Origin of the sequence: Paracoccus marcusii (assembly GCF_028621715.1) — a bacterium.
In the GTDB taxonomy this organism is placed as follows: Bacteria; Pseudomonadota; Alphaproteobacteria; order Rhodobacterales; family Rhodobacteraceae; genus Paracoccus; species Paracoccus marcusii.
The window spans coordinates 1,197,159-1,214,123 of the sequence record NZ_CP117466.1 but is presented as its reverse complement, the minus strand read 5'-3'; the positions used below and the strand labels follow the sequence as shown (position 1 = coordinate 1,214,123).

At 66.8% G+C, this 16,965-nt stretch carries 15 protein-coding genes and 1 tRNA gene; 3 read left to right on the top strand and 13 right to left on the bottom strand.

Annotation, left to right across the window (positions count from 1 at the left end; genetic code table 11):
- Positions 1-69: 69 nt before the first annotated feature.
- From PRL19_RS05920 to PRL19_RS05910, 3 genes are read right to left on the bottom strand one after another with little or no spacing between them, the layout of a single operon-like run.
- Positions 70-1,053 carry a branched-chain amino acid ABC transporter permease gene (locus tag PRL19_RS05920; protein ID WP_273744209.1) on the bottom strand — a complete coding sequence of 328 codons (984 nt, stop codon included), beginning with the start codon at positions 1,051-1,053 and terminating at the stop codon, positions 70-72.
- Positions 1,054-1,086: 33 nt separating this feature from the next.
- Entirely contained in the window at positions 1,087-1,908 is an 822-nt protein-coding gene (locus PRL19_RS05915; RefSeq protein ID WP_217845018.1) for an ABC transporter ATP-binding protein, read from the bottom strand.
- The gene (locus PRL19_RS05910; protein WP_273744208.1) at positions 1,905-3,881 is read right to left on the bottom strand and encodes an AMP-binding protein; all 1,977 of its coding nucleotides are present in this window, start codon (positions 3,879-3,881) and stop codon (positions 1,905-1,907) included. The genes PRL19_RS05915 and PRL19_RS05910 overlap by 4 nt, the downstream gene beginning before the upstream one ends.
- Before the next feature lie 171 nt (positions 3,882-4,052).
- Between PRL19_RS05910 and PRL19_RS05905 the strand changes: the two genes are divergently transcribed.
- Complete coding sequence (locus tag PRL19_RS05905) at positions 4,053-5,939, top strand: hybrid sensor histidine kinase/response regulator (protein ID WP_273744207.1); 1,887 nt, start codon at positions 4,053-4,055, stop codon at positions 5,937-5,939.
- Positions 5,936-6,637: a response regulator transcription factor gene (locus tag PRL19_RS05900; RefSeq protein ID WP_045980995.1), complete on the top strand. Its 702-nt coding sequence runs from the start codon at positions 5,936-5,938 to the stop codon at positions 6,635-6,637. The genes PRL19_RS05905 and PRL19_RS05900 overlap by 4 nt, the downstream gene beginning before the upstream one ends.
- Before the next feature lie 156 nt (positions 6,638-6,793).
- Here the strand turns inward: PRL19_RS05900 and PRL19_RS05895 are convergent, their stop codons facing one another.
- Positions 6,794-8,236 (bottom strand): aldehyde dehydrogenase family protein, encoded by a 1,443-nt coding sequence (locus PRL19_RS05895; protein ID WP_273744206.1) that lies wholly within the window; start codon positions 8,234-8,236, stop codon positions 6,794-6,796.
- Between the two features lie 142 nt (positions 8,237-8,378).
- Between PRL19_RS05895 and PRL19_RS05890 the strand changes: the two genes are divergently transcribed.
- Complete coding sequence (locus PRL19_RS05890; protein WP_273744205.1) at positions 8,379-9,035, top strand: peroxiredoxin; 657 nt, start codon at positions 8,379-8,381, stop codon at positions 9,033-9,035.
- Here PRL19_RS05890 and PRL19_RS05885 read toward each other — a convergent pair whose 3' ends face one another.
- The 9 genes from PRL19_RS05885 to PRL19_RS05845 form a co-directional block, all read right to left on the bottom strand.
- The gene (locus PRL19_RS05885) at positions 9,036-9,872 is read right to left on the bottom strand and encodes a glycosyltransferase (protein WP_273744204.1); all 837 of its coding nucleotides are present in this window, start codon (positions 9,870-9,872) and stop codon (positions 9,036-9,038) included. It lies immediately after the preceding gene.
- A complete protein-coding gene (locus tag PRL19_RS05880; protein ID WP_273744203.1) occupies positions 9,857-10,648 on the bottom strand; it encodes a hypothetical protein in 792 nt (263 codons plus the stop codon). The genes PRL19_RS05885 and PRL19_RS05880 overlap by 16 nt, the downstream gene beginning before the upstream one ends.
- Positions 10,645-11,769 carry a rhamnan synthesis F family protein gene (locus tag PRL19_RS05875; RefSeq protein ID WP_052715258.1) on the bottom strand — a complete coding sequence of 375 codons (1,125 nt, stop codon included), beginning with the start codon at positions 11,767-11,769 and terminating at the stop codon, positions 10,645-10,647. Before PRL19_RS05875 ends, PRL19_RS05880 begins: the two co-directional genes overlap by 4 nt.
- A 91-nt stretch (positions 11,770-11,860) precedes the next feature.
- Positions 11,861-14,005, bottom strand: a complete 2,145-nt coding sequence (gene pnp, locus PRL19_RS05870; RefSeq protein WP_273744202.1) for a polyribonucleotide nucleotidyltransferase — start codon at positions 14,003-14,005, stop codon at positions 11,861-11,863.
- 230 nt (positions 14,006-14,235) lie between these two features.
- Positions 14,236-14,766 carry a hypothetical protein gene (locus PRL19_RS05865; RefSeq protein ID WP_273744201.1) on the bottom strand — a complete coding sequence of 177 codons (531 nt, stop codon included), beginning with the start codon at positions 14,764-14,766 and terminating at the stop codon, positions 14,236-14,238.
- Between the two features lie 299 nt (positions 14,767-15,065).
- A complete protein-coding gene (gene rpsO, locus PRL19_RS05860; protein WP_045982834.1) occupies positions 15,066-15,335 on the bottom strand; it encodes a 30S ribosomal protein S15 in 270 nt (89 codons plus the stop codon).
- 134 nt (positions 15,336-15,469) lie between these two features.
- Positions 15,470-16,423: a calcium-binding protein gene (locus PRL19_RS05855; RefSeq protein WP_273744200.1), complete on the bottom strand. Its 954-nt coding sequence runs from the start codon at positions 16,421-16,423 to the stop codon at positions 15,470-15,472.
- Between the two features lie 197 nt (positions 16,424-16,620).
- Positions 16,621-16,746 (bottom strand): type B 50S ribosomal protein L36, encoded by a 126-nt coding sequence (ykgO, locus tag PRL19_RS05850; RefSeq protein ID WP_042245282.1) that lies wholly within the window; start codon positions 16,744-16,746, stop codon positions 16,621-16,623.
- Positions 16,747-16,828: 82 nt separating this feature from the next.
- Positions 16,829-16,903: transfer RNA gene (locus PRL19_RS05845), tRNA-Val, on the bottom strand.
- Positions 16,904-16,965: the final 62 nt, after the last annotated feature.

The window sequence follows — 16,965 nt, the reverse complement described above, 5'->3', positions numbered from 1 at the left end:
TTTCAGCGCGGTCGGCGGGGGCCAGCCCCCGCACCCCCGGGGTATTTCTGCAATGAAGAAGCGCCATGGTCACACCCGTTCGATGATGCGTTCGCCGAACAGGCCCTGGGGCCGGAACACCAGGAAGATCAGCGCCAGGACATAGGCGAACCAGTTCTCTGTCGCGCCGCCGACCATCGGGCCGATGGTGAATTCGAACAGTTTCTCGCCCACGCCGATGATCAGCCCGCCCACGATGGCGCCGGGGATCGAAGTGAAGCCCCCCAGCATCAGCACCGGCAGCGCCTTGAGCGCGATCAGCGACAGGCTGAACTGCACCCCCGACTTCGTGCCCCACATGATGCCTGCGACCAGCGCCACGAAGCCTGCGATCGACCAGACCATCACCCAGATGAAGCGCAGCGAGATGCCCACGGACATCGCCGCCTGGTGGTCGTCGGCCACGGCGCGCATGGCGCGGCCCTGCTTGGTGTATTGCGCGAAGGCCACCAGTGCGGCCACCAGGATCGCCGCGATCAGCGTGGCCCACAGGTCCAGCCGGTCGATGAAGAAGCCATAGCCGAACCATTGCGCGGTGACGGCCTCGATCCCGTCCGAGATGCCCTGCGGCAGTCCCACGTCCAGCGTCTTGATGTCGGCGCCCCACATCACGTCGCCCAGGCCTTCAAGGAAATAGGCAAGGCCGATGGTCGCCATGAAGAGGATGATCGGTTCCTGCCCCACCAGGTGCTGCAGAACCAGCTTCTCGATCAGGAAGGCCAGGCCGACCATCACCAGCGCGGTCAGGGCCACGGCCAGGACCGCGGGCACCGTCCAGCCGAAATGGTGCAGCTGCGTGCCGAAGGCCGCGTTGATCAGATGCGCGAAGGGCACCTGGCCGTTCTGGATGCCCACCAGCGTCAGCGCCGCGAACAGCGCCAGCACCCCCTGGGCATAGTTGAAGACGCCCGACGCCTTGAAGATCAGCACGAAGCCCAGCGCCACCAGCGCGTACATGACCCCGGTCATCAGGCCGTTCAGCACGACCTCGGCGGCGAAGATCAGCTGGTCCATGGGTCGCGTCCTTTCACTGCTGCACGGATCGGATCAGTCATGGGCCACCCCCAGATAGGCGTCGATCACCGCCTGATTGCTGCGCACCTCGGCCGGCGTGCCGTCGCCGATCTTCTTGCCGTAATCCATCACCACCACCCGGTCGCTGAGGTCCATGACCACGCCCATGTCGTGCTCGATCAGGCAGATCGTGGTGCCGAACTCGTCGTTCACCGACAGGATGAAGCGGGACATGTCCTCCTTCTCCTCGACGTTCATGCCGGCCATCGGCTCGTCCAGAAGCAGCAGGTTCGGTTCCGCCGCCAGCGCGCGGGCCAGCTCGACCCGCTTCTTCAGGCCGTAGGGCAAACGGCCGACGGGCGTCTTGCGGATGTTCTGGATCTCCAGGAAGTCGATGATGCGTTCGACCACGGCGCGGTTCTCGTTCTCCTCGCGCTCGGCCGCGCCCCACCACAGGGCCTGGGACAGGAAGCCCGCCTTCATCTTGTTCAGGCGCCCGGTCATGATGTTGTCCAGAACCGACATGCCGTCGAACAGCGCGATGTTCTGGAAGGTGCGGGCGATACCCAGGCGCGCGACCTGATAGGGCTTCATCGCCGGGCGCGGCTGGCCCTTGAAGATGACCTGCCCCTCCTGCGGGTTGTAGAACCCCGAGATGATGTTCAGCATCGACGACTTGCCCGCGCCGTTCGGGCCGATGATCGCGCGGATCTCTCCCTGGCGGATGTCGAAGCTGATGTCCTTGATGGCTGTCACGCCGCCGAACCGCAGGGTGATGTTTCGCAGCTCCATCACCACGGGGCCGATCTGGCGGCCGTCGGCGGTCACGTAGCCGTCCTGGGTCATCGCGTTCATTGGGCTGCTACCTTCTGACGGGCGGCGTCGCCGAAGACACGGACATCCTCGATGCGCAGGGTCGCGCTGATGGCGCCCTTGCGGCCGTCCTCGTAGGTGACCTCGGTCCGGGTATGGACGCTGGACGATCCGTCATAGAGCGCGGTGACCAGGTCGTGGAACTTCTCGGTGATGACGGCGCGGCGGACCTTGCGGGTGCGGGTCATCTCTCCGTCGTCGGGGTCCAGCTCCTTGTGCAGCACCAGAAAGCGGTGGACCTGACAGCCCGACAGCATCGGGTCCCGCGCGACGGATTCGTTCACCGCCTCGACATGGCCGCGGATGGTCTCATAGACCTGCGGGTGGCCGGCCAGTTCCTGATAGCTGCCATAGGCGATGTTGTTGCGTTCGGCCCAGTTGCCGACGGCGGTCAGGTCGATGTTGATCATCGCGGTGCAGAAGTCGCGGCCGTTGCCGATGACCACGGCCTCCAGGATGTTGGGATAGAACTTCAGCTTGTTCTCGACATATTTGGGGGCGAACATCGCGCCACTGGCCATGCGGCCCACATCCTTGGCGCGGTCGATGATGCGCAGATGGCCGCTGCCCTCCTCGAAGAAGCCCGCGTCGCCCGTGGCGACCCAGCCCTCGGCATCCTTGGTCGATGCGGTGCTGTCGGCGTTCTTGTAATATTCGACGAAGGTGCCGGGGCTGCGGTAATAGACCTCGCCGTTCTCGCCGATGCGGACCTCGACCCCGGGGCTGGGAACGCCCACCGTGTCCGAGCGCACCTGCCCGTCGGGCTGCTGGGTGATGAAGACGCTTGCCTCGGTCTGCCCGTAAAGCTGCTTCAGGTTGATGCCGAGGCTGCGGTAGAAATCGAAGATCTCGGGGCCGATCGCCTCTCCGGCGGTATAGCCCACGCGCACGCGGCTGAGGCCCAGCGTGTTCTTCAGCGGGCCGAAGACGAAGATCTTGCCCAGCGCATAGGCCAGCTTGTCGCCCAAGCCGACCGTCTTGCCGTCCAGCAGCGCGGGGCCCGCGCGATGCGCCACCGCCATGCCGCGCTTGAACAGCCAGCGCTTCAGGCGGCTGGCATCTTCCATGCGGATCATCACGGATGTCAGCTGCCCTTCGAAGACGCGGGGCGGGGCAAAGAAGTAGGTCGGGCCGATCTCGCGCATGTCGGTCATCATCGTATGCGCGCCCTCGGGGCAGTTCACGGTGAAGCCCGACCACATCGCCTGGCCCATCGAAAAGATGAAGTCGCCCACCCAGGCCATCGGCAGATAGGCCACGATCTCCTCGACCTCGGTCAGATGGTCGAAATCGGCGGTGTTGCGGGCGGTCTCGATGATGTTTCGGTTGGACAGGACCACGCCCTTGGGCTTGCCCGTCGTGCCGCTGGTGTACAGCATCACGCAGGTGCTGTCGTAATCCAGCCCGGCGATGATCGCGTCCAGCCGCGGCCCCAAGGTGGCGGCCCCCGCCCGGCCCTGCGCCTGCACGTCGGCCAGCGACGCCATGTTGGCATGGTCGTACTTCCTCAGGCCCCGCCCGTCGGTATAGATGATGCGGGCCCGCGCGCCGGTGGTCTGCTCGACCTCCAGCACCTTGTCGACCTGCTCCTGATCGCCGCACAGCACGAAGCGCGCGCCGCAATGATCCAGGACATAGGCCATCTCCTCGGCCACGGCGTCCTGGTACAGGGGCACCGGGATCGCGCCGCACATCTGCGCCGCGATCATGCCCCAGTAATGCGCCGGACGGTTGCGCCCGATGATCGCCATGTGATCGCCCGGCGCCAGCCCCTGCGCCATCAGCCCCATCGCCAGGGCGCGGATCTCGTCCGCGGCCTGGGTCCAGGTCCAGCTTTGCCAGATCCCGTATTCCTTCTCGCGATAGGCGGGGCGGTCGCCAAAGCGGGCGACGTTGCGCGCCAGCAGCGCGGGCACGGATTGCAGATCGCCCGGGGGCGTGTGCTGAACGGTCATGTATCCTCCCTCAAGGCGCGGACGCCCTGTCGCGCGGCACCTCCCCGTGCCCCGCGACACACATACCATTGGCGCCAAACCTTGCGCCAGTTTTACGCGATTCCTACGAAATGTTACGACGCTTTCGCACGCCCTGCACCGGTGCTAGGCCAACGGGCGGAGGAGACCGCCATGCACCACCCCGACCCCGTCACGCGGGCCGAGATTCGCGCCGACCTGACCCGGTCGGGGCTGAACCTGATCGGCCAGGCGCTGTCCATCTTCGACGCGGACCTGCGCCTGGCGGTGGCCAACCGGCAGTACCAGACGATGTTCGACCTGCCCGACGACCTGACCCTGCCGGGCAGCCATTTCGAGGACACGATCCGCTTTCTGGCCCGGCGCGGCGAATACGGCCCGACCGAGGACCCCGAACAGGCCGTCGCCCTGCGCGTGGCCCAGGCCCGCACGTTCCAGCCCCACTACTTCGAACGCGAACGCGCCGACGGCCGGTGGGTCGCGGTCGAGGGTGCGCCGCTGTCGCAAGGGGGCTGGGTCACCGTCTATACCGACATCACCGACATCAAGCGCCAGGAAGCGCTGCTTCGGGCGCGGTCGGACGCGCTGTCCGAACAGGTGCTGCTGAATGCCGAACGGCTGGCGGCGGCGAACCGCAAGTTGGCCGCGACGAACGCCGCCCTGTCCGAAGCGCAGCGCATCCTGACCCGGACCGAGGCCCGCACCCGCCAGGTGACCGAGATGGTCCCGGCCCATATCGCGCATATGGACGCGCAGTTCCGCTATACCTTCTCCAACCGGCGGCTGCCGGTGATCTTTCCGGGGGCCGAGGGCGACATCGTCGGGCTGACGCTGGAACAGGCCCTGGGGGCGGCCACCGCGCGAACCCTGCACCCGTTCATGGAGCGCGCGCTGGCGGGCGATCCCCAGGTGTTCGAGATCACCCACCCCACCTCGGGCCGACGCATCCGCATCGCGCTGACGCCGGACCGCGATGGTCAGGGGGTCTATATCCTCTCCACCGATGTCAGCGCCGAGGTCCAGTCGCGAGAGGCGCTGGCCCATGCCGCGCGGCGCAACCTGGCCGCCCAGCTGACCAGCGGCATGGCGCATGATTTCGGCAACCTGCTGACGATCATCCTGGGCCTGCAGGCCCGACTGGCCGCGCGCGACCTGCCACCGGACGCGGCCGAGGATGTCCAGGCGACACTGGCGGCCGCCCGGCGCGGGGCCTCGCTTCTGGACCGGCTGGCGCAGATCACCGGCGCGCGCGAACCCGCGCTGGAGCCGACGGACCTGCCGACATTGCTGTCCGATCTGGCGGTGCTGGCCCGCCCGTCGCTGTCCGAAGGGACGCGGCTGGACCTGGCCCTGGCCCTGCCGCCCGGACAGCTACTCTTGGACCCCGGCGCGCTGCAGGATTCGGCGCTGAACCTGATCCTGAACGCCAATGCGGCGATCACCCCACCCGGCGTCATCACGCTGAAGGCGCGGCGCAGCGGCGACTGGCTGGAACTGACGGTGGGCGATACCGGACCCGGCTTCACCCCCGAAGCTCTGTCCCGCGCGACTGAACCCTTCTTCACCACCAAGAAGGGCCAGGGCTCGGGTCTGGGTCTGTCGATGGTCTATGACCAGACCAAGATGGTCGGGGGCACCATGCGCCTGTCGAACGGGCCGCGCGGCGCGCAGGTGATGCTGCGCCTGCCTTGGCGGCCCGTGGCGCGGCGGATGGTGCTGCTGGTCGAGGATGACGACCAGATCCGCGCCCAGGTCCGCGACCAGCTGACCGGGCTGGGCCATGCGGTGATCGAGGCCGCGTCCCTGGCGGAGGCCCGCGCCCTGACCGACCTGCCGGGGCTGGAGGTGATCCTGTCGGACATCCAGCTGGGCGACGGGCTGGGACTGGATCTGGCGGGGACGGTGCCCCTGGTGATGATGACCTCGCTGCCACCGGGCGATCCGCTGCGCGCCCGCGCGCCGGGGCCGGTGCTGACCAAGCCCGTAACGGCCCCGCGCTTGGCCGCCGCACTGGCAGCCCCCGCAAAGGAGATGCCATGACCGACGCCCCCCTGATCGCGATCCTGGACGACGAGCCGCAGATCCGCCGCATCCTGTCCGCCGCGCTGGAACAGGCAGGCTTTCGCACGCAAAGCTTCGGCCGCGCGACCGAGTTCGAGGCCGCGCTGCGCCGCATCACGCCGGATGCCTGCCTGATCGATTTGGGCCTGCCGGACCGGGACGGGTTGGCGCTGGTCCATCGGCTCGCATCGGATTCGGGGGCGGTGATCATCATCGTGTCGGGACGGGCGCAGGTCCAAGACCGGGTGACGGGGTTGGAGCTGGGGGCGGACGACTACATCACCAAGCCCTTCGAGCCGGCCGAGGTCGTGGCCCGCATCCGCGCCCGCCTGCGACGGCCGTCCCAAAACGCGACCCAGCGCCCCCAGACGCTGCGCTTTGCGGGCTGGACGGCGGATTTCGACCGTTACCTGCTGACCGCGCCCGACGGCATCGAGACACCGCTGAGCCACGCCGAGGCAGAGGTGCTGCGCCTGTTCACCGACAATCCCCGCCGCCTGATCACCCGCGCACAGATGCTGGAAACCCTGGGCGGCACGGCCGGCGACAGCTTTGATCGGGCGATGGACGTGCGCATCTCGCGCCTGCGGACCAAGCTGGGCGAGGATCCCAAGAACCCGCGGCTGATCAAGACGATCTATGGCGCGGGCTACATTTTCCTAGCAGAGATCGGCTGAGTTCCGCACCGGATCGCAGTTTGCCCTGCCGGGCGGTAGCGGCGCAATCCTGCACCGCTGTCGCATCTTGACCCGGTCCTTGGGGTATTTCCGCAGGGGGGTCCGGGGGGACGGGAAGTCCCCCCGGCACGTCGCGGGACGCAGATGGCCCGACGGTCAGGCGTCGCGGTCCCATCCGCTGATGGCCTTGCTGTCCATGAACTCCTCCAGCCCCATCACGCCGCCTTCGCGCGCCCGGCCGGATTTCTTGACCCCGCCGAAGGCCGATCCGGCCCCGCGCGATTCGCCGTTCATCTCGACCATGCCCGCCCGCAGCTGCCGCGCCACGCGGTTGCGGCGTGCGCCGTCCTGGCTCTGGACATAGTTCGTCAGCCCGTAGGGCGTGTCATTGGCGATGGCCACGGCCTCCTCCTCGCTGTCGAAGGGGATGATTGACAGAACCGGGCCAAAGATCTCCTGCTGCGCGACTGTCATGTCGTTCGACACATCCGCAAAGACCGTCGGCCGCACGAAATAGCCGCGGTTCACCCCCTCGGGCAGGCCCGGCCCGCCCGCGACCAAGCGCGCGCCCTCGTCGATGCCCGCTTGGATCAGGCCCTGGATCTTGTCCCATTGCTGGCGGCTGACCACCGGGCCGATATGCTTGCCCGGCTGATGGGCCGTCGCCACGGCGGTCTCCTCGGCCACCTTGGCCGCGACCTCGACCGCGCGATCATAGACCGAGCGTTCGACCAGCATCCGCGTCGGGGCGTTGCAGGACTGCCCGCTGTTGTAGAAGCAGTGCCGCGCCCCCCGCACCACGGCCTTGTCGTCGGCATCGGCAAAGACGATGTTGGCGCCCTTGCCACCCAGCTCCAGAACGACCTTCTTCAGGCTGTCGGCCGCGGCCTTGCTGATCGCTATCCCGGCGCGCGTAGAACCGGTGAAGCTGATCATCTCGACATCCGGATGCACCGACAGCTGGCTGCCGACCCCCGCCCCGTCGCCGTTCACCAGGTTGAAGACGCCCGCGGGCACGCCAGCCTCGTCCAGCACCTCGGCAAAGACCATCGACGACAAAGGCGCGATCTCGGAGGGCTTGAGCACGCAGGTATCCCCCGCCAGCAGCGCCGGGATGACCTTCAGCGTCACCTGGTTCATCGGCCAGTTCCAGGGCGTGATCAGGCCCACCACGCCCACCGGCTCCCACGCGACCATGCTGGTCGGCGCATGCGCCCCCAAGGGCCGCACGAACTGGAACTCCTTGAAGGCGGTGATGAAATTACGGGTATGCCATGCCCCGGCCTCGGCCTGGTCGGCCAAGGACATGTCCTCGGGCGCGCCCATCTCCATGCTGATCGCACGGGCGATGTCGGGCATGCGCCGCTCATAGATCGCCAGGATGCGCTCGACCACGGCCAGGCGTTCGGCGGGCGGCGTCGCGGCCCAGGCCGGAAAGGCACGCTTGGCCGCGGCCACCGCGGCATCGGTATCCGCCTGATCGCCGATCGAGATGACCGCGACCGCATCCTCGGTCGACGGGTCGATCACCTCCAGGTCGCGTGCCTGCACGGGGTCCACCCAGGCTCCGTCGATATAGAATTTCCGCTGGTCCAGCATCTGGTCCTCCTGACTGGCATTCGGGCAAAGCCTGTCACCCCGCAGGCCGCGCCGCAACCCCGGCCGCATGGCGCCCCCACTGGCATTCCGCGCCGCGGCGCTTATCTATGGGGCGACGCAACCAACCGGAAAAGGAGCGCCCATGTCCCTGCGCATCAATGACACGGCCCCCGACTTCACCGCCAATTCGACCGAAGGGCAGATCCGCTTCCACGACTGGATCGGCGACAGCTATGCCATCGTCTTCAGCCATCCGCGCGACTTCACCCCGGTCTGCACCACCGAATTCGGCGCCGTGGCGCAACTGGCTCCCGAATTCGAAAAGCGCAACACCAAGGTGCTGGGCGTGTCCGTGGACAGCGTGGATGACCACCAGAAATGGAAGGCCGATATCGGCAAGGTCGCGGGCGTTCCTGCGAACTTCGCCATCATCGACGACAGCGACCTAAGCGTCGCCAAGGCCTATGACATGCTGCCGGCCGAATACTACCTGCCGACCGAAGGTCGCACGCCCGCCCATTCCGCCACCGTGCGCACCGTCTTCATCATCGGGCCGGACAAGAAGGTCCGCCTGACCATGACCTATCCCATGTCCGTGGGCCGCAACTTTGCCGAGATCCTGCGCGCGCTGGACGCGGTGCGCAAGACCGACGGCGTGCCGATCGCCACGCCCGCCAACTGGGTGCCGGGCCAGGACGTGATCGTGGCCCTGTCCCTGGACGATGCCGCGGCCGAGGCGAAATACGGCCCCCTGGACATCAAGCTGCCCTATCTGCGCTATGCCAAGGACCCGGCCTGATCACGGCCAACCGTAATGATCCAGCAGGGCGGCGATGGCACGGTCATTGCCGCCCTGCCCTGTGGCGGGCCGGTTCACCGAACGCAGGCTGACCGCCTGGCTGCCTTCCCATTCAAAGATGCGGGCACGTTCGCCGATCTTGACGGGCTGAGATCCGGCCATGCGATGCATCCAGTACAGCCAGATGTCGTCCGCACCCGGTGACAGTCGCATGAACAGGTCGTCGCGCGTCACGTCGGCATGGAACACGCCGGGCGCATAGATCACCCCCGACACGCCGGTTGGAAAGACCAGCGGCCCGGTCTGCGGCGTCCGCAGATTGTGATACCAGCCCTCGTAAGGGGCGGGACGGCTGCCTTCCATCACCACGCCATGCGCCCGCAGGCAGGCGACGCCCGCGCCCCGATGCGCGGCTTCGACCAGACGCTCCAGCCAGTCGGCAGGATAGTACAGGTCGTCATCCGCCGTGGCGACATAGGCGTCGGGGTGCTCCAGCAGGGTCGGCACGATCTTCTTGTAGGACCGCCACAGCGGGCAGATGCGGATCTCCAACCGAGACATCCCCCGGACCTCGGGGGGCAGGTGCTGCTGATCGCCCTCGTCCAGCCACAGGATCACGCGATCGGGCTGCACCGTCTGGCGCAGCAGCGCGCGCAGCGTCGGTGCCAGCGTCGCGAACCGCGCTCGGTGGCTGGTTAGCGACACGATCAGCGGCGCAGGCAGGCCGTGCGGCCTGCCGGGACGGTCCGGGCGGCTGCCGGTTTCCGCCAGCGCGCGGGCCAGCCTGCGGCGGTGCTTGAACCGGCGGAACGCGTCGCGGATCACGGGTTTTCCCATGCGCGGCGCAGCCAGCCGATGTCGCCGATGCGGCGATACCACTTGTGCCCGCGCCCGGCAAAGACGTCCTCCATCTTGGGCGCGCCGGCGAACAGCACGATCCTTGCCCCCTGGGGCAGCGACGGATTGCGCAGATAGCTGGCCAGATTGCGCGGCACGCAGTCGTTCTTGAAGCTGACGCACCAGCCCTTGGGCCAGTAATGCAGGTCCCCATGCGCGGCCAGCTGCGCCGACTGGAACTGCTGGCTGATCTCATAGTCCCGGGTCGCGGCCGCCGGATCGGCCAGATAGGCGTCCAGCACATAGCCATGATCGCCCACCCGATAGCGGAACACGCTGGAATTGCCGACGCTGTGCAGGAACCGGTCGCGGTTCGGATTCACCTTGCGCAGGGGTTTTGCCCGGAACAGGTCGTCGTCACGGATGATGAAGAAGTCGCCCGGCAGATCGAAGAACGGGCCCAGGTCATCCACCACCACCAGGTCGATGTCCAAGAACAGCGCAGTCCCCGACAGGGCGGCATCGGCGCCGCCCAGGTCGCGCCGGAACAGGGCCAGCTTGCGCCAGCGGGTGTCCGAATGGCCCTGGGGCAGCCCCAGCTCGGGCAGCGGCAACGCCTCGACCTGCGGATCGAGGCCCGCCGCATCCTCCGTGAAGCAGATGAACCGGTGCGGCCGGTCCAGATGCCGCCGGACCTGTGCCGCAAGCCGGTTCACATCGGCACTGCTGTAGAGCGTGCCCCATTTCATCGTCAGGATCAGCAGGGGTTCGGTCATCGCTTGTCCCACATTTCGACTTCGCGCCGGATCGGTTCGGGATAGGCGGCGTGCAGGCCTAGCTCGATCATCTTGGCACGCTTGCCGACCATCATCTCGACGCGCTGCTTCTTGAGGAACGGAAACCCGAGCGAGGTCATGACCGCCGGATGCAGCGCGGTCGAAAAGACCAGCAGTTCGGTGTTGTCGATACGCTCGCGCAGCATGTCGCGGATCTGCAGCGCGCTGAGCGTCGGGTCCGCCAGCAACGGATCCAGCAGGCGCGAATCCTTGCGGTTCACCTGCGCCTGGTGGTGCAGGATGTCGCGCATCATCTGTTCGTCATCCAGCGTCAGCAGGAATTGCACCACCTCGCGCCAGCTGTGCAATCCGCCGACGGAGTAGCCCAGCTTGCGGAAATGGCGGGTCAGACCCAGTTCGCGCAGCTGGATCACGATGCGCTTCTCGTTGACCAACGACATCTTGCGCCAATAGCGGTCGAAATCCGGGTCGCGCACCATCCGGCCCGAAAAGCGGAAGAAATATGACTGCACATGCTGGGCGTTCATGTCGCCCGTCTCTCGATGCTGCTGGTCCAGGTCGATGAACAGGCCCCACAGATCCTCGGGCGCGGCACGGCTGCGCTTCAGCACGTCGGAATCCTCGGACAGGGGGAACCACATGCTGTCGTTCATGATGTACAGCGCCTTGGGGCGAATGCCGCGGTCAAGAACCTGCAGCACGCCCTCGCGGTATCCGCCGAAATCATAGCCCAGGTTGGGCCGTTCGACGACAAGATGGGACAGCTCTGCCAGACGCGCGCGGTCATCCGCCGCCAGCGGTGCATTGGTCACCACGACCACTGACACGCCCTGCGACGCCATCCAGCGCAGCTGCCACAGCGTCGAATCCAGCAACCCGCGCGGCTGATAGATCAGAAGGACCGCGACCTCGTCCATCAGGGGCTGGGCGCCTTCTGTCACGTGAACCGTCTTGTGGCGCCGCAGATCGTGCGCCGCCCGCGCGACGTGGCCCCAGGACGGCAGCACCAAGGCCGCGATCTGACGACCGACGCGCCGCGTCTCTCGGACCAGCTTTTCGGAAAGCGTCTTCTCGGGCGGCATGAAGGGTTTTTCGGTCACGACACTGGCCTTGTGCAGCGTGCACGCCACGGCGTGCGGAACGTCGAAAGGGGGCAGATGCCCTGCCCCCTTCTGTCTTTCGGTGCGGATATCAGCCTTCGGCCGACTGGTCCTGCTTTTCCTCTATCTCGGCGCCGGTCTCCTGGTCGACCATCTTCATGCCCAGACGAACCTTGCCGCGATCGTCGAAGCCCAGCAGCTTGACCTTGACCTCCTGGCCCTCCTTCAGGATCTCGTTCGGATGACCCAGGCGGCGGTTGGCGATCTGGCTGACATGGACCAGCCCGTCGCGCTTGCCGAAGAAGTTCACGAAGGCGCCGAAGTCGACCAGCTTGACGACCTTGCCGGTATAGACCTTGCCCTCTTCCGGCTCGGCCACGATCGAATAGATCATGTCATAGGCCTTCTTGATCGAATCGGCGTTGGCCGACGCGATCTTGATGATGCCGTCGTCGTTGATGTCGACCTTGGCACCCGAAACCTCGACGATCTCGCGGATGACCTTGCCGCCAGAACCGATCACTTCGCGGATCTTGTCGGTCGGGATCTGCATCGTCTCGATGCGCGGCGCATGGGCGCTGAACTCGGTCCGGCCTGCGGTCAGGGCGTTGGCCATTTCCGACAGGATGTGCAGACGACCGTCCTTGGCCTGGGCCAGGGCCTGCTCCATGATCTCGGGCGTGATGCCCGCGACCTTGATGTCCATCTGCAGCGACGTGATCCCGTTCTCGGTCCCCGCCACCTTGAAGTCCATGTCGCCTAGGTGGTCTTCGTCACCCAGGATGTCGGTCAGCACGGCAAAGCGGCCGTCCTCTTCCAGGATCAGGCCCATCGCCACGCCCGCGACCGGCGCCTTGAGCGGCACGCCCGCATCCATCATCGACAGCGAACCGCCGCAGACCGACGCCATCGACGACGATCCGTTCGATTCGGTGATCTCGGACACGACGCGGATGGTGTAGGGGAAGTCCGTCGCCGCGGGCAGAACCGCCTGCAGCGCGCGCCATGCCAGCTTGCCGTGGCCGATTTCGCGACGGCCGGGGCTGCCCACGCGACCCACTTCGCCGACCGAATACGGCGGGAAGTTGTAGTGCAGCAGGAAGTTCGAGCGCGAGTTGCCATGCAGCGCGTCGATGATCTGTTCGTCATCGCCGGTGCCCAGGGTCGTCACGACCAGCGCCTGCGTCTCGCCCCGCGTGAACAGCGACGAACCGTGGGTGCGCGGCAGGATGCCGACCTGGCTGACGATCGGACGAACGGTCTTGGTGTCCCGGCCGTCGATGCGGGCGCCGCCGCTGATGATGTCGCCGCGCAGGATGCCCGATTCCAGCTTCTTCAGCGCCGAACCCAGGTTGGCATCGGCCAGCTCTTCCTCGGTCAGGGCGTCCTTGACCTTGGTCTTGGCGGCGGCGATGGCGTCCTGACGCTCGGACTTGTCGCGGATCGCGTAAGCCGCGCGCATGTCGGCCTCGCCCAGCGTCTTCACGCGGTTGTAGAGCGCGCTGTAGTCGGGCGACTGGAAGTCGAACGGCTCCTTGGCGGCATCCTCGGCCAGGTCGATGATCAGGTCGATCACCGGCTTGATCGCGTCATGGCCGAACTTGACCGCGCCCAGCATCTCCTGCTCGGTCAGCTCATAGGCCTCGGATTCGACCATCATCACGGCGTCGGCGGTGCCGGCGATGACCAGGTCCAGGCGCTGTTCGGGGTTGTTGCGCAGGCCGTCCATGTCCTGAACCTCGGGGTTCAGCACGTATTCGCCGTTCGAGAAGCCGACGCGGGCGCCCGCGATCGGGCCCATGAAGGGCACGCCCGAGATGGTCAGCGCGGCGCTGGCCGCGATCATCGCGACGATGTCGGGATCGTTGACCAGGTCGTGGCTCAGCACGGTGCACATCACCAGCACTTCATGCTTGAAGCCGGGGGCGAACAGCGGGCGGATCGGACGGTCGATCAGGCGCGCGGTCAGCGTCTCCTTTTCGGACGGACGCGCCTCGCGCTTGAAGAAGCCGCCCGGGACCTTGCCGGCGGCATAGTATTTTTCCTGGTAATGCACCGTCAGCGGAAAGAAGTCCTGTCCGGGCTTCGGCGCCTTCGCGAAGGTGACGTTGGCCATGACGCTGGTCTCGCCCAAAGTGGCGATGACGCTGCCGTCGGCCTGACGGGCAACCTTGCCCGTTTCCAGCGTCAGGGTTTCCTGGCCCCACTGGATCGATTTCTTCACTTCATCAAACATCTGATTTCCTCAAAGGGTGCTCCGGCCCTCCGGCCACCCATGTCATGTATCGCGGCCCCATTGCCGCCGCCCCTATCCTTTGCATGTGCCCCGGGGCAGGACCTCACGTCACAGATGACAGGGGCCATACAGGAAAACGCCGGATTTGGGAAGGGCGGCGACGGATGCGTCAAAGGCGGCCGGACCACGGTGCGGCCGCCCGTTTCCGGCCCGCCGACCGGGCGGTCGCGTCAGGCGGCGACCGGAACGCGGCGATCGGCCACCGGGGCGGCGGTGGCCGAAATCGGGGCCGCGGCCTCTGGCGCGCGGAACAGGTCGCGCAGTTCGGCATAGCCCGTCCTGGCAAGGTTCAGCAGACGGTCGCGCTGCAGCTGGCTTTCGGCAAAGCTGCGCGCCTGCGCCTCCTCACCCAGACGCGGCTCGTCGGATTTGACGGCAGCGGGTACGGCATCCGCGACAGGCGCGGCCTCGCCCAGCGGCGCGGGGCGCGGGGCGGCGGGGGCTGCCGCGGGCGTCGCATCGGGGGCAGGCTCCGTCCGGGCCGCCTGGCTGCCATCGGCGGCGCGTGCCATCGCGTCGGGATCATAGCCGGCCTCGGCGTCCGGCGCTGGTTCCGGTTGCACCGCCACGGGCTGCTCCTCGGCCGGGACGGGCTGGGTCTGCTGCGCCGGGGCAGTTTCCTGCGGTTGCTGCGGCGGGGGGCTGCTGGGTGCCGGGGCGGTGTTCGTACGCCAGCCACTGGTCAGACCACTGATCAACATGTCAACTCTCCTACGATGATGGCGGGCTGTTAACGTTTCAGTCACCACACGATCCAGAAGACGGTCCTGAAAGTTTTAGCGATTGCCGGGACGCGGCAAAGCCCCGCGATTGCCGGGCATGCAGGCTGTTTTCGACAGCATATTGATTTGACTTTGATTCTTTCCGCGTGGCTGCCCAGGTGGCACCACCGGGCCGTTCGGGGATCGCCAAGCGACCTGCCCTTAAGGACAGCCGCCGCCCGCAATGCAAAACGCCCGCGACAGGGTCGCGGGCGCGAGGGAAATGCGTGGTGCCGGTCTTAGCGACGCAGGCCCAGCTTGCCGATCAGGGCGGTGTAACGCGCCTCTTCCTTCTTCTTCAGATAGTCCAGCAGCTTGCGGCGCTGTGCGACCATCATCAGCAGACCACGACGCGAGTGGTTGTCTTTCTTGTGCGACTTGAAATGCTCGGTCAGGGTGGCGATGCGCGAGGACAGGATCGCGATCTGCACTTCCGGCGAACCGGTGTCGCCTTCCTTGGTGCCGAACTCTGCGATGACGCGGGCTTTTTCTTCGACGGTGATCGACATCGGGATCTCCTTTCGGATGAAGGGTGAGGGCACAGGCCGGGATGTCGTCCAGCAAGGTCCATGAAACACCGCACGGACCGGATGTCCGGCGGATGCGCGCGTCTAGCCCATCAGGGGCGAAAAGGAAAGTCCGTTCAGCCGCCGATGGCCACGATGCGAATGTCGCCCAGGCGCAGGGCCTCGGGGTTCAGCAGGCGCCCCACGGCCTGGCCGTTCACCTCCAGCAGCGTGCTGCCATCCGCGTCCTCGCGCAGCGACAGCTGCACGTCGCGCGCGACCTGCGCATCCAGGTGCAGGACCAGCTGGTCATGATCGCCGTGGAAATCGGCCAGCGTCGGAAAGCCCTCCTGGACCTGGCGCAGCAAGAAGGTGTCGTCGCCCGCGTTGCCCGACGCAAAGTCATGCGCGCCGGGCATCAGCGTGTCGTTGCCGTCCCCGCCGTTCATCCAGACGGTTTCGGGGCCGTCATGGCCGATCAGCACGTCGTCGCCAGCGCCTCCGTCCAGATCATCCGTGCCGCCGGTCGAGACCAGCAGGTCGTTACCCTCATGCCCGGCCACGACGTCGTCGCCCTCGCCTCCGAACAGCGAATCATCGCCCTCGCCGCCCATCAGGGTGTCGTCGCCATCCTCTCCGAACAGCATGTCATTGCCGCCCTGACCGGCCAGCAGGTCGTCGCCCTCGCCACCATAGATCAGGTCGTCGCCGCCAGGCCCATAGACCGCGTCGCCCTGAACCCAGTCATCACCGGCCCCCGCCTCGATCGTGTCGGCGCCCAGGCCGCCCCGCAGGTCGTCCGCGCCGCCCTGACCGCGAATCAGATCGTCGCCGGGCGTCCCCATCAGGAAATCCAACCCGTCCGATCCGTCGATCACCGATTCGTCCGGCGCGGCCGGCACCTCGGGCTCCGGTTCGGGCTCGGGCTCCGGCTGGGGTTCGGGCATGGTGGGGGGCAGGCTCTCGCCCTCCTCCTCATCGGGGACGGGGGTGTCGTCGTCGTCATCCTCTGCATGCCGACTGGTCAGCGCGCTGACATCGACCATCATCCCGGCCATCAGCACGCCCAGAATCCCGCCCAGAATGATCATCGACCCAGACCCCGTTCGCGACCGGCCCCATGCCGATGCCCCGATACTAACGCGCCATGGCCCGGCATCGTACGGAAAAGTTGATAAAACCTTAATGCGGGTTGGCGGCCCGGCATGAAAAAACCCGCCCTGTGAGGGGCGGGTGGTACTGTCGTTTCCGCGTGACCTGCCGGATGACCCGGCCAGGACCCGACCGATCAGCCTTGGCGGGCCTTGAAGCGGCGGTTGGTCTTGTTGATCACGTAGATGCGGCCCTTGCGGCGCACGACCTGGCAGTCGCGGTGCCGGCTCTTGAGCGAGCGGAGCGAGTTGCGAACCTTCATCGGTTTTCTCCATCGTCGCGGCGCGTCGCAGCCGCATTGGAAAACGAAATGCCCCCGGTTTTGGCCGGGGGCGGCGAAATAATGGTGGGCGGTACTGGGATCGAACCAGTGGCCACTACGATGTCAACGTAGTGCTCTACCGCTGAGCTAACCGCCCGTTCCTTGGTGATTCCATCACGTTTCCTTGCGAAAACCCGGTGCAATCCCCTCGGTCCGCAG

Bases quoted from the DNA above. Each gene is read 5' to 3' on its own strand.
- PRL19_RS05885 (WP_273744204.1), bottom strand. From the start codon at position 9,872: ATGGGAAAACCCGTGATCCGCGACGCGTTCCGCCGGTTCAAGCACCGC.
- PRL19_RS05880 (WP_273744203.1), bottom strand. From the start codon at position 10,648: ATGACCGAACCCCTGCTGATCCTGACGATGAAATGGGGCACGCTCTAC.
- rpsO (WP_045982834.1), bottom strand. From the start codon at position 15,335: ATGTCGATCACCGTCGAAGAAAAAGCCCGCGTCATCGCAGAGTTCGGC.
- ykgO (WP_042245282.1), bottom strand. From the start codon at position 16,746: ATGAAGGTTCGCAACTCGCTCCGCTCGCTCAAGAGCCGGCACCGCGAC.
- pnp (WP_273744202.1), bottom strand. From the start codon at position 14,005: ATGTTTGATGAAGTGAAGAAATCGATCCAGTGGGGCCAGGAAACCCTG.
- PRL19_RS05865 (WP_273744201.1), bottom strand. From the start codon at position 14,766: ATGTTGATCAGTGGTCTGACCAGTGGCTGGCGTACGAACACCGCCCCG.
- PRL19_RS05910 (WP_273744208.1), bottom strand. From the start codon at position 3,881: ATGACCGTTCAGCACACGCCCCCGGGCGATCTGCAATCCGTGCCCGCG.
- PRL19_RS05855 (WP_273744200.1), bottom strand. From the start codon at position 16,423: ATGATCATTCTGGGCGGGATTCTGGGCGTGCTGATGGCCGGGATGATG.
- PRL19_RS05900 (WP_045980995.1), top strand. From the start codon at position 5,936: ATGACCGACGCCCCCCTGATCGCGATCCTGGACGACGAGCCGCAGATC.
- PRL19_RS05905 (WP_273744207.1), top strand. From the start codon at position 4,053: ATGCACCACCCCGACCCCGTCACGCGGGCCGAGATTCGCGCCGACCTG.
- PRL19_RS05895 (WP_273744206.1), bottom strand. From the start codon at position 8,236: ATGCTGGACCAGCGGAAATTCTATATCGACGGAGCCTGGGTGGACCCC.
- PRL19_RS05890 (WP_273744205.1), top strand. From the start codon at position 8,379: ATGTCCCTGCGCATCAATGACACGGCCCCCGACTTCACCGCCAATTCG.
- PRL19_RS05915 (WP_217845018.1), bottom strand. From the start codon at position 1,908: ATGAACGCGATGACCCAGGACGGCTACGTGACCGCCGACGGCCGCCAG.
- PRL19_RS05920 (WP_273744209.1), bottom strand. From the start codon at position 1,053: ATGGACCAGCTGATCTTCGCCGCCGAGGTCGTGCTGAACGGCCTGATG.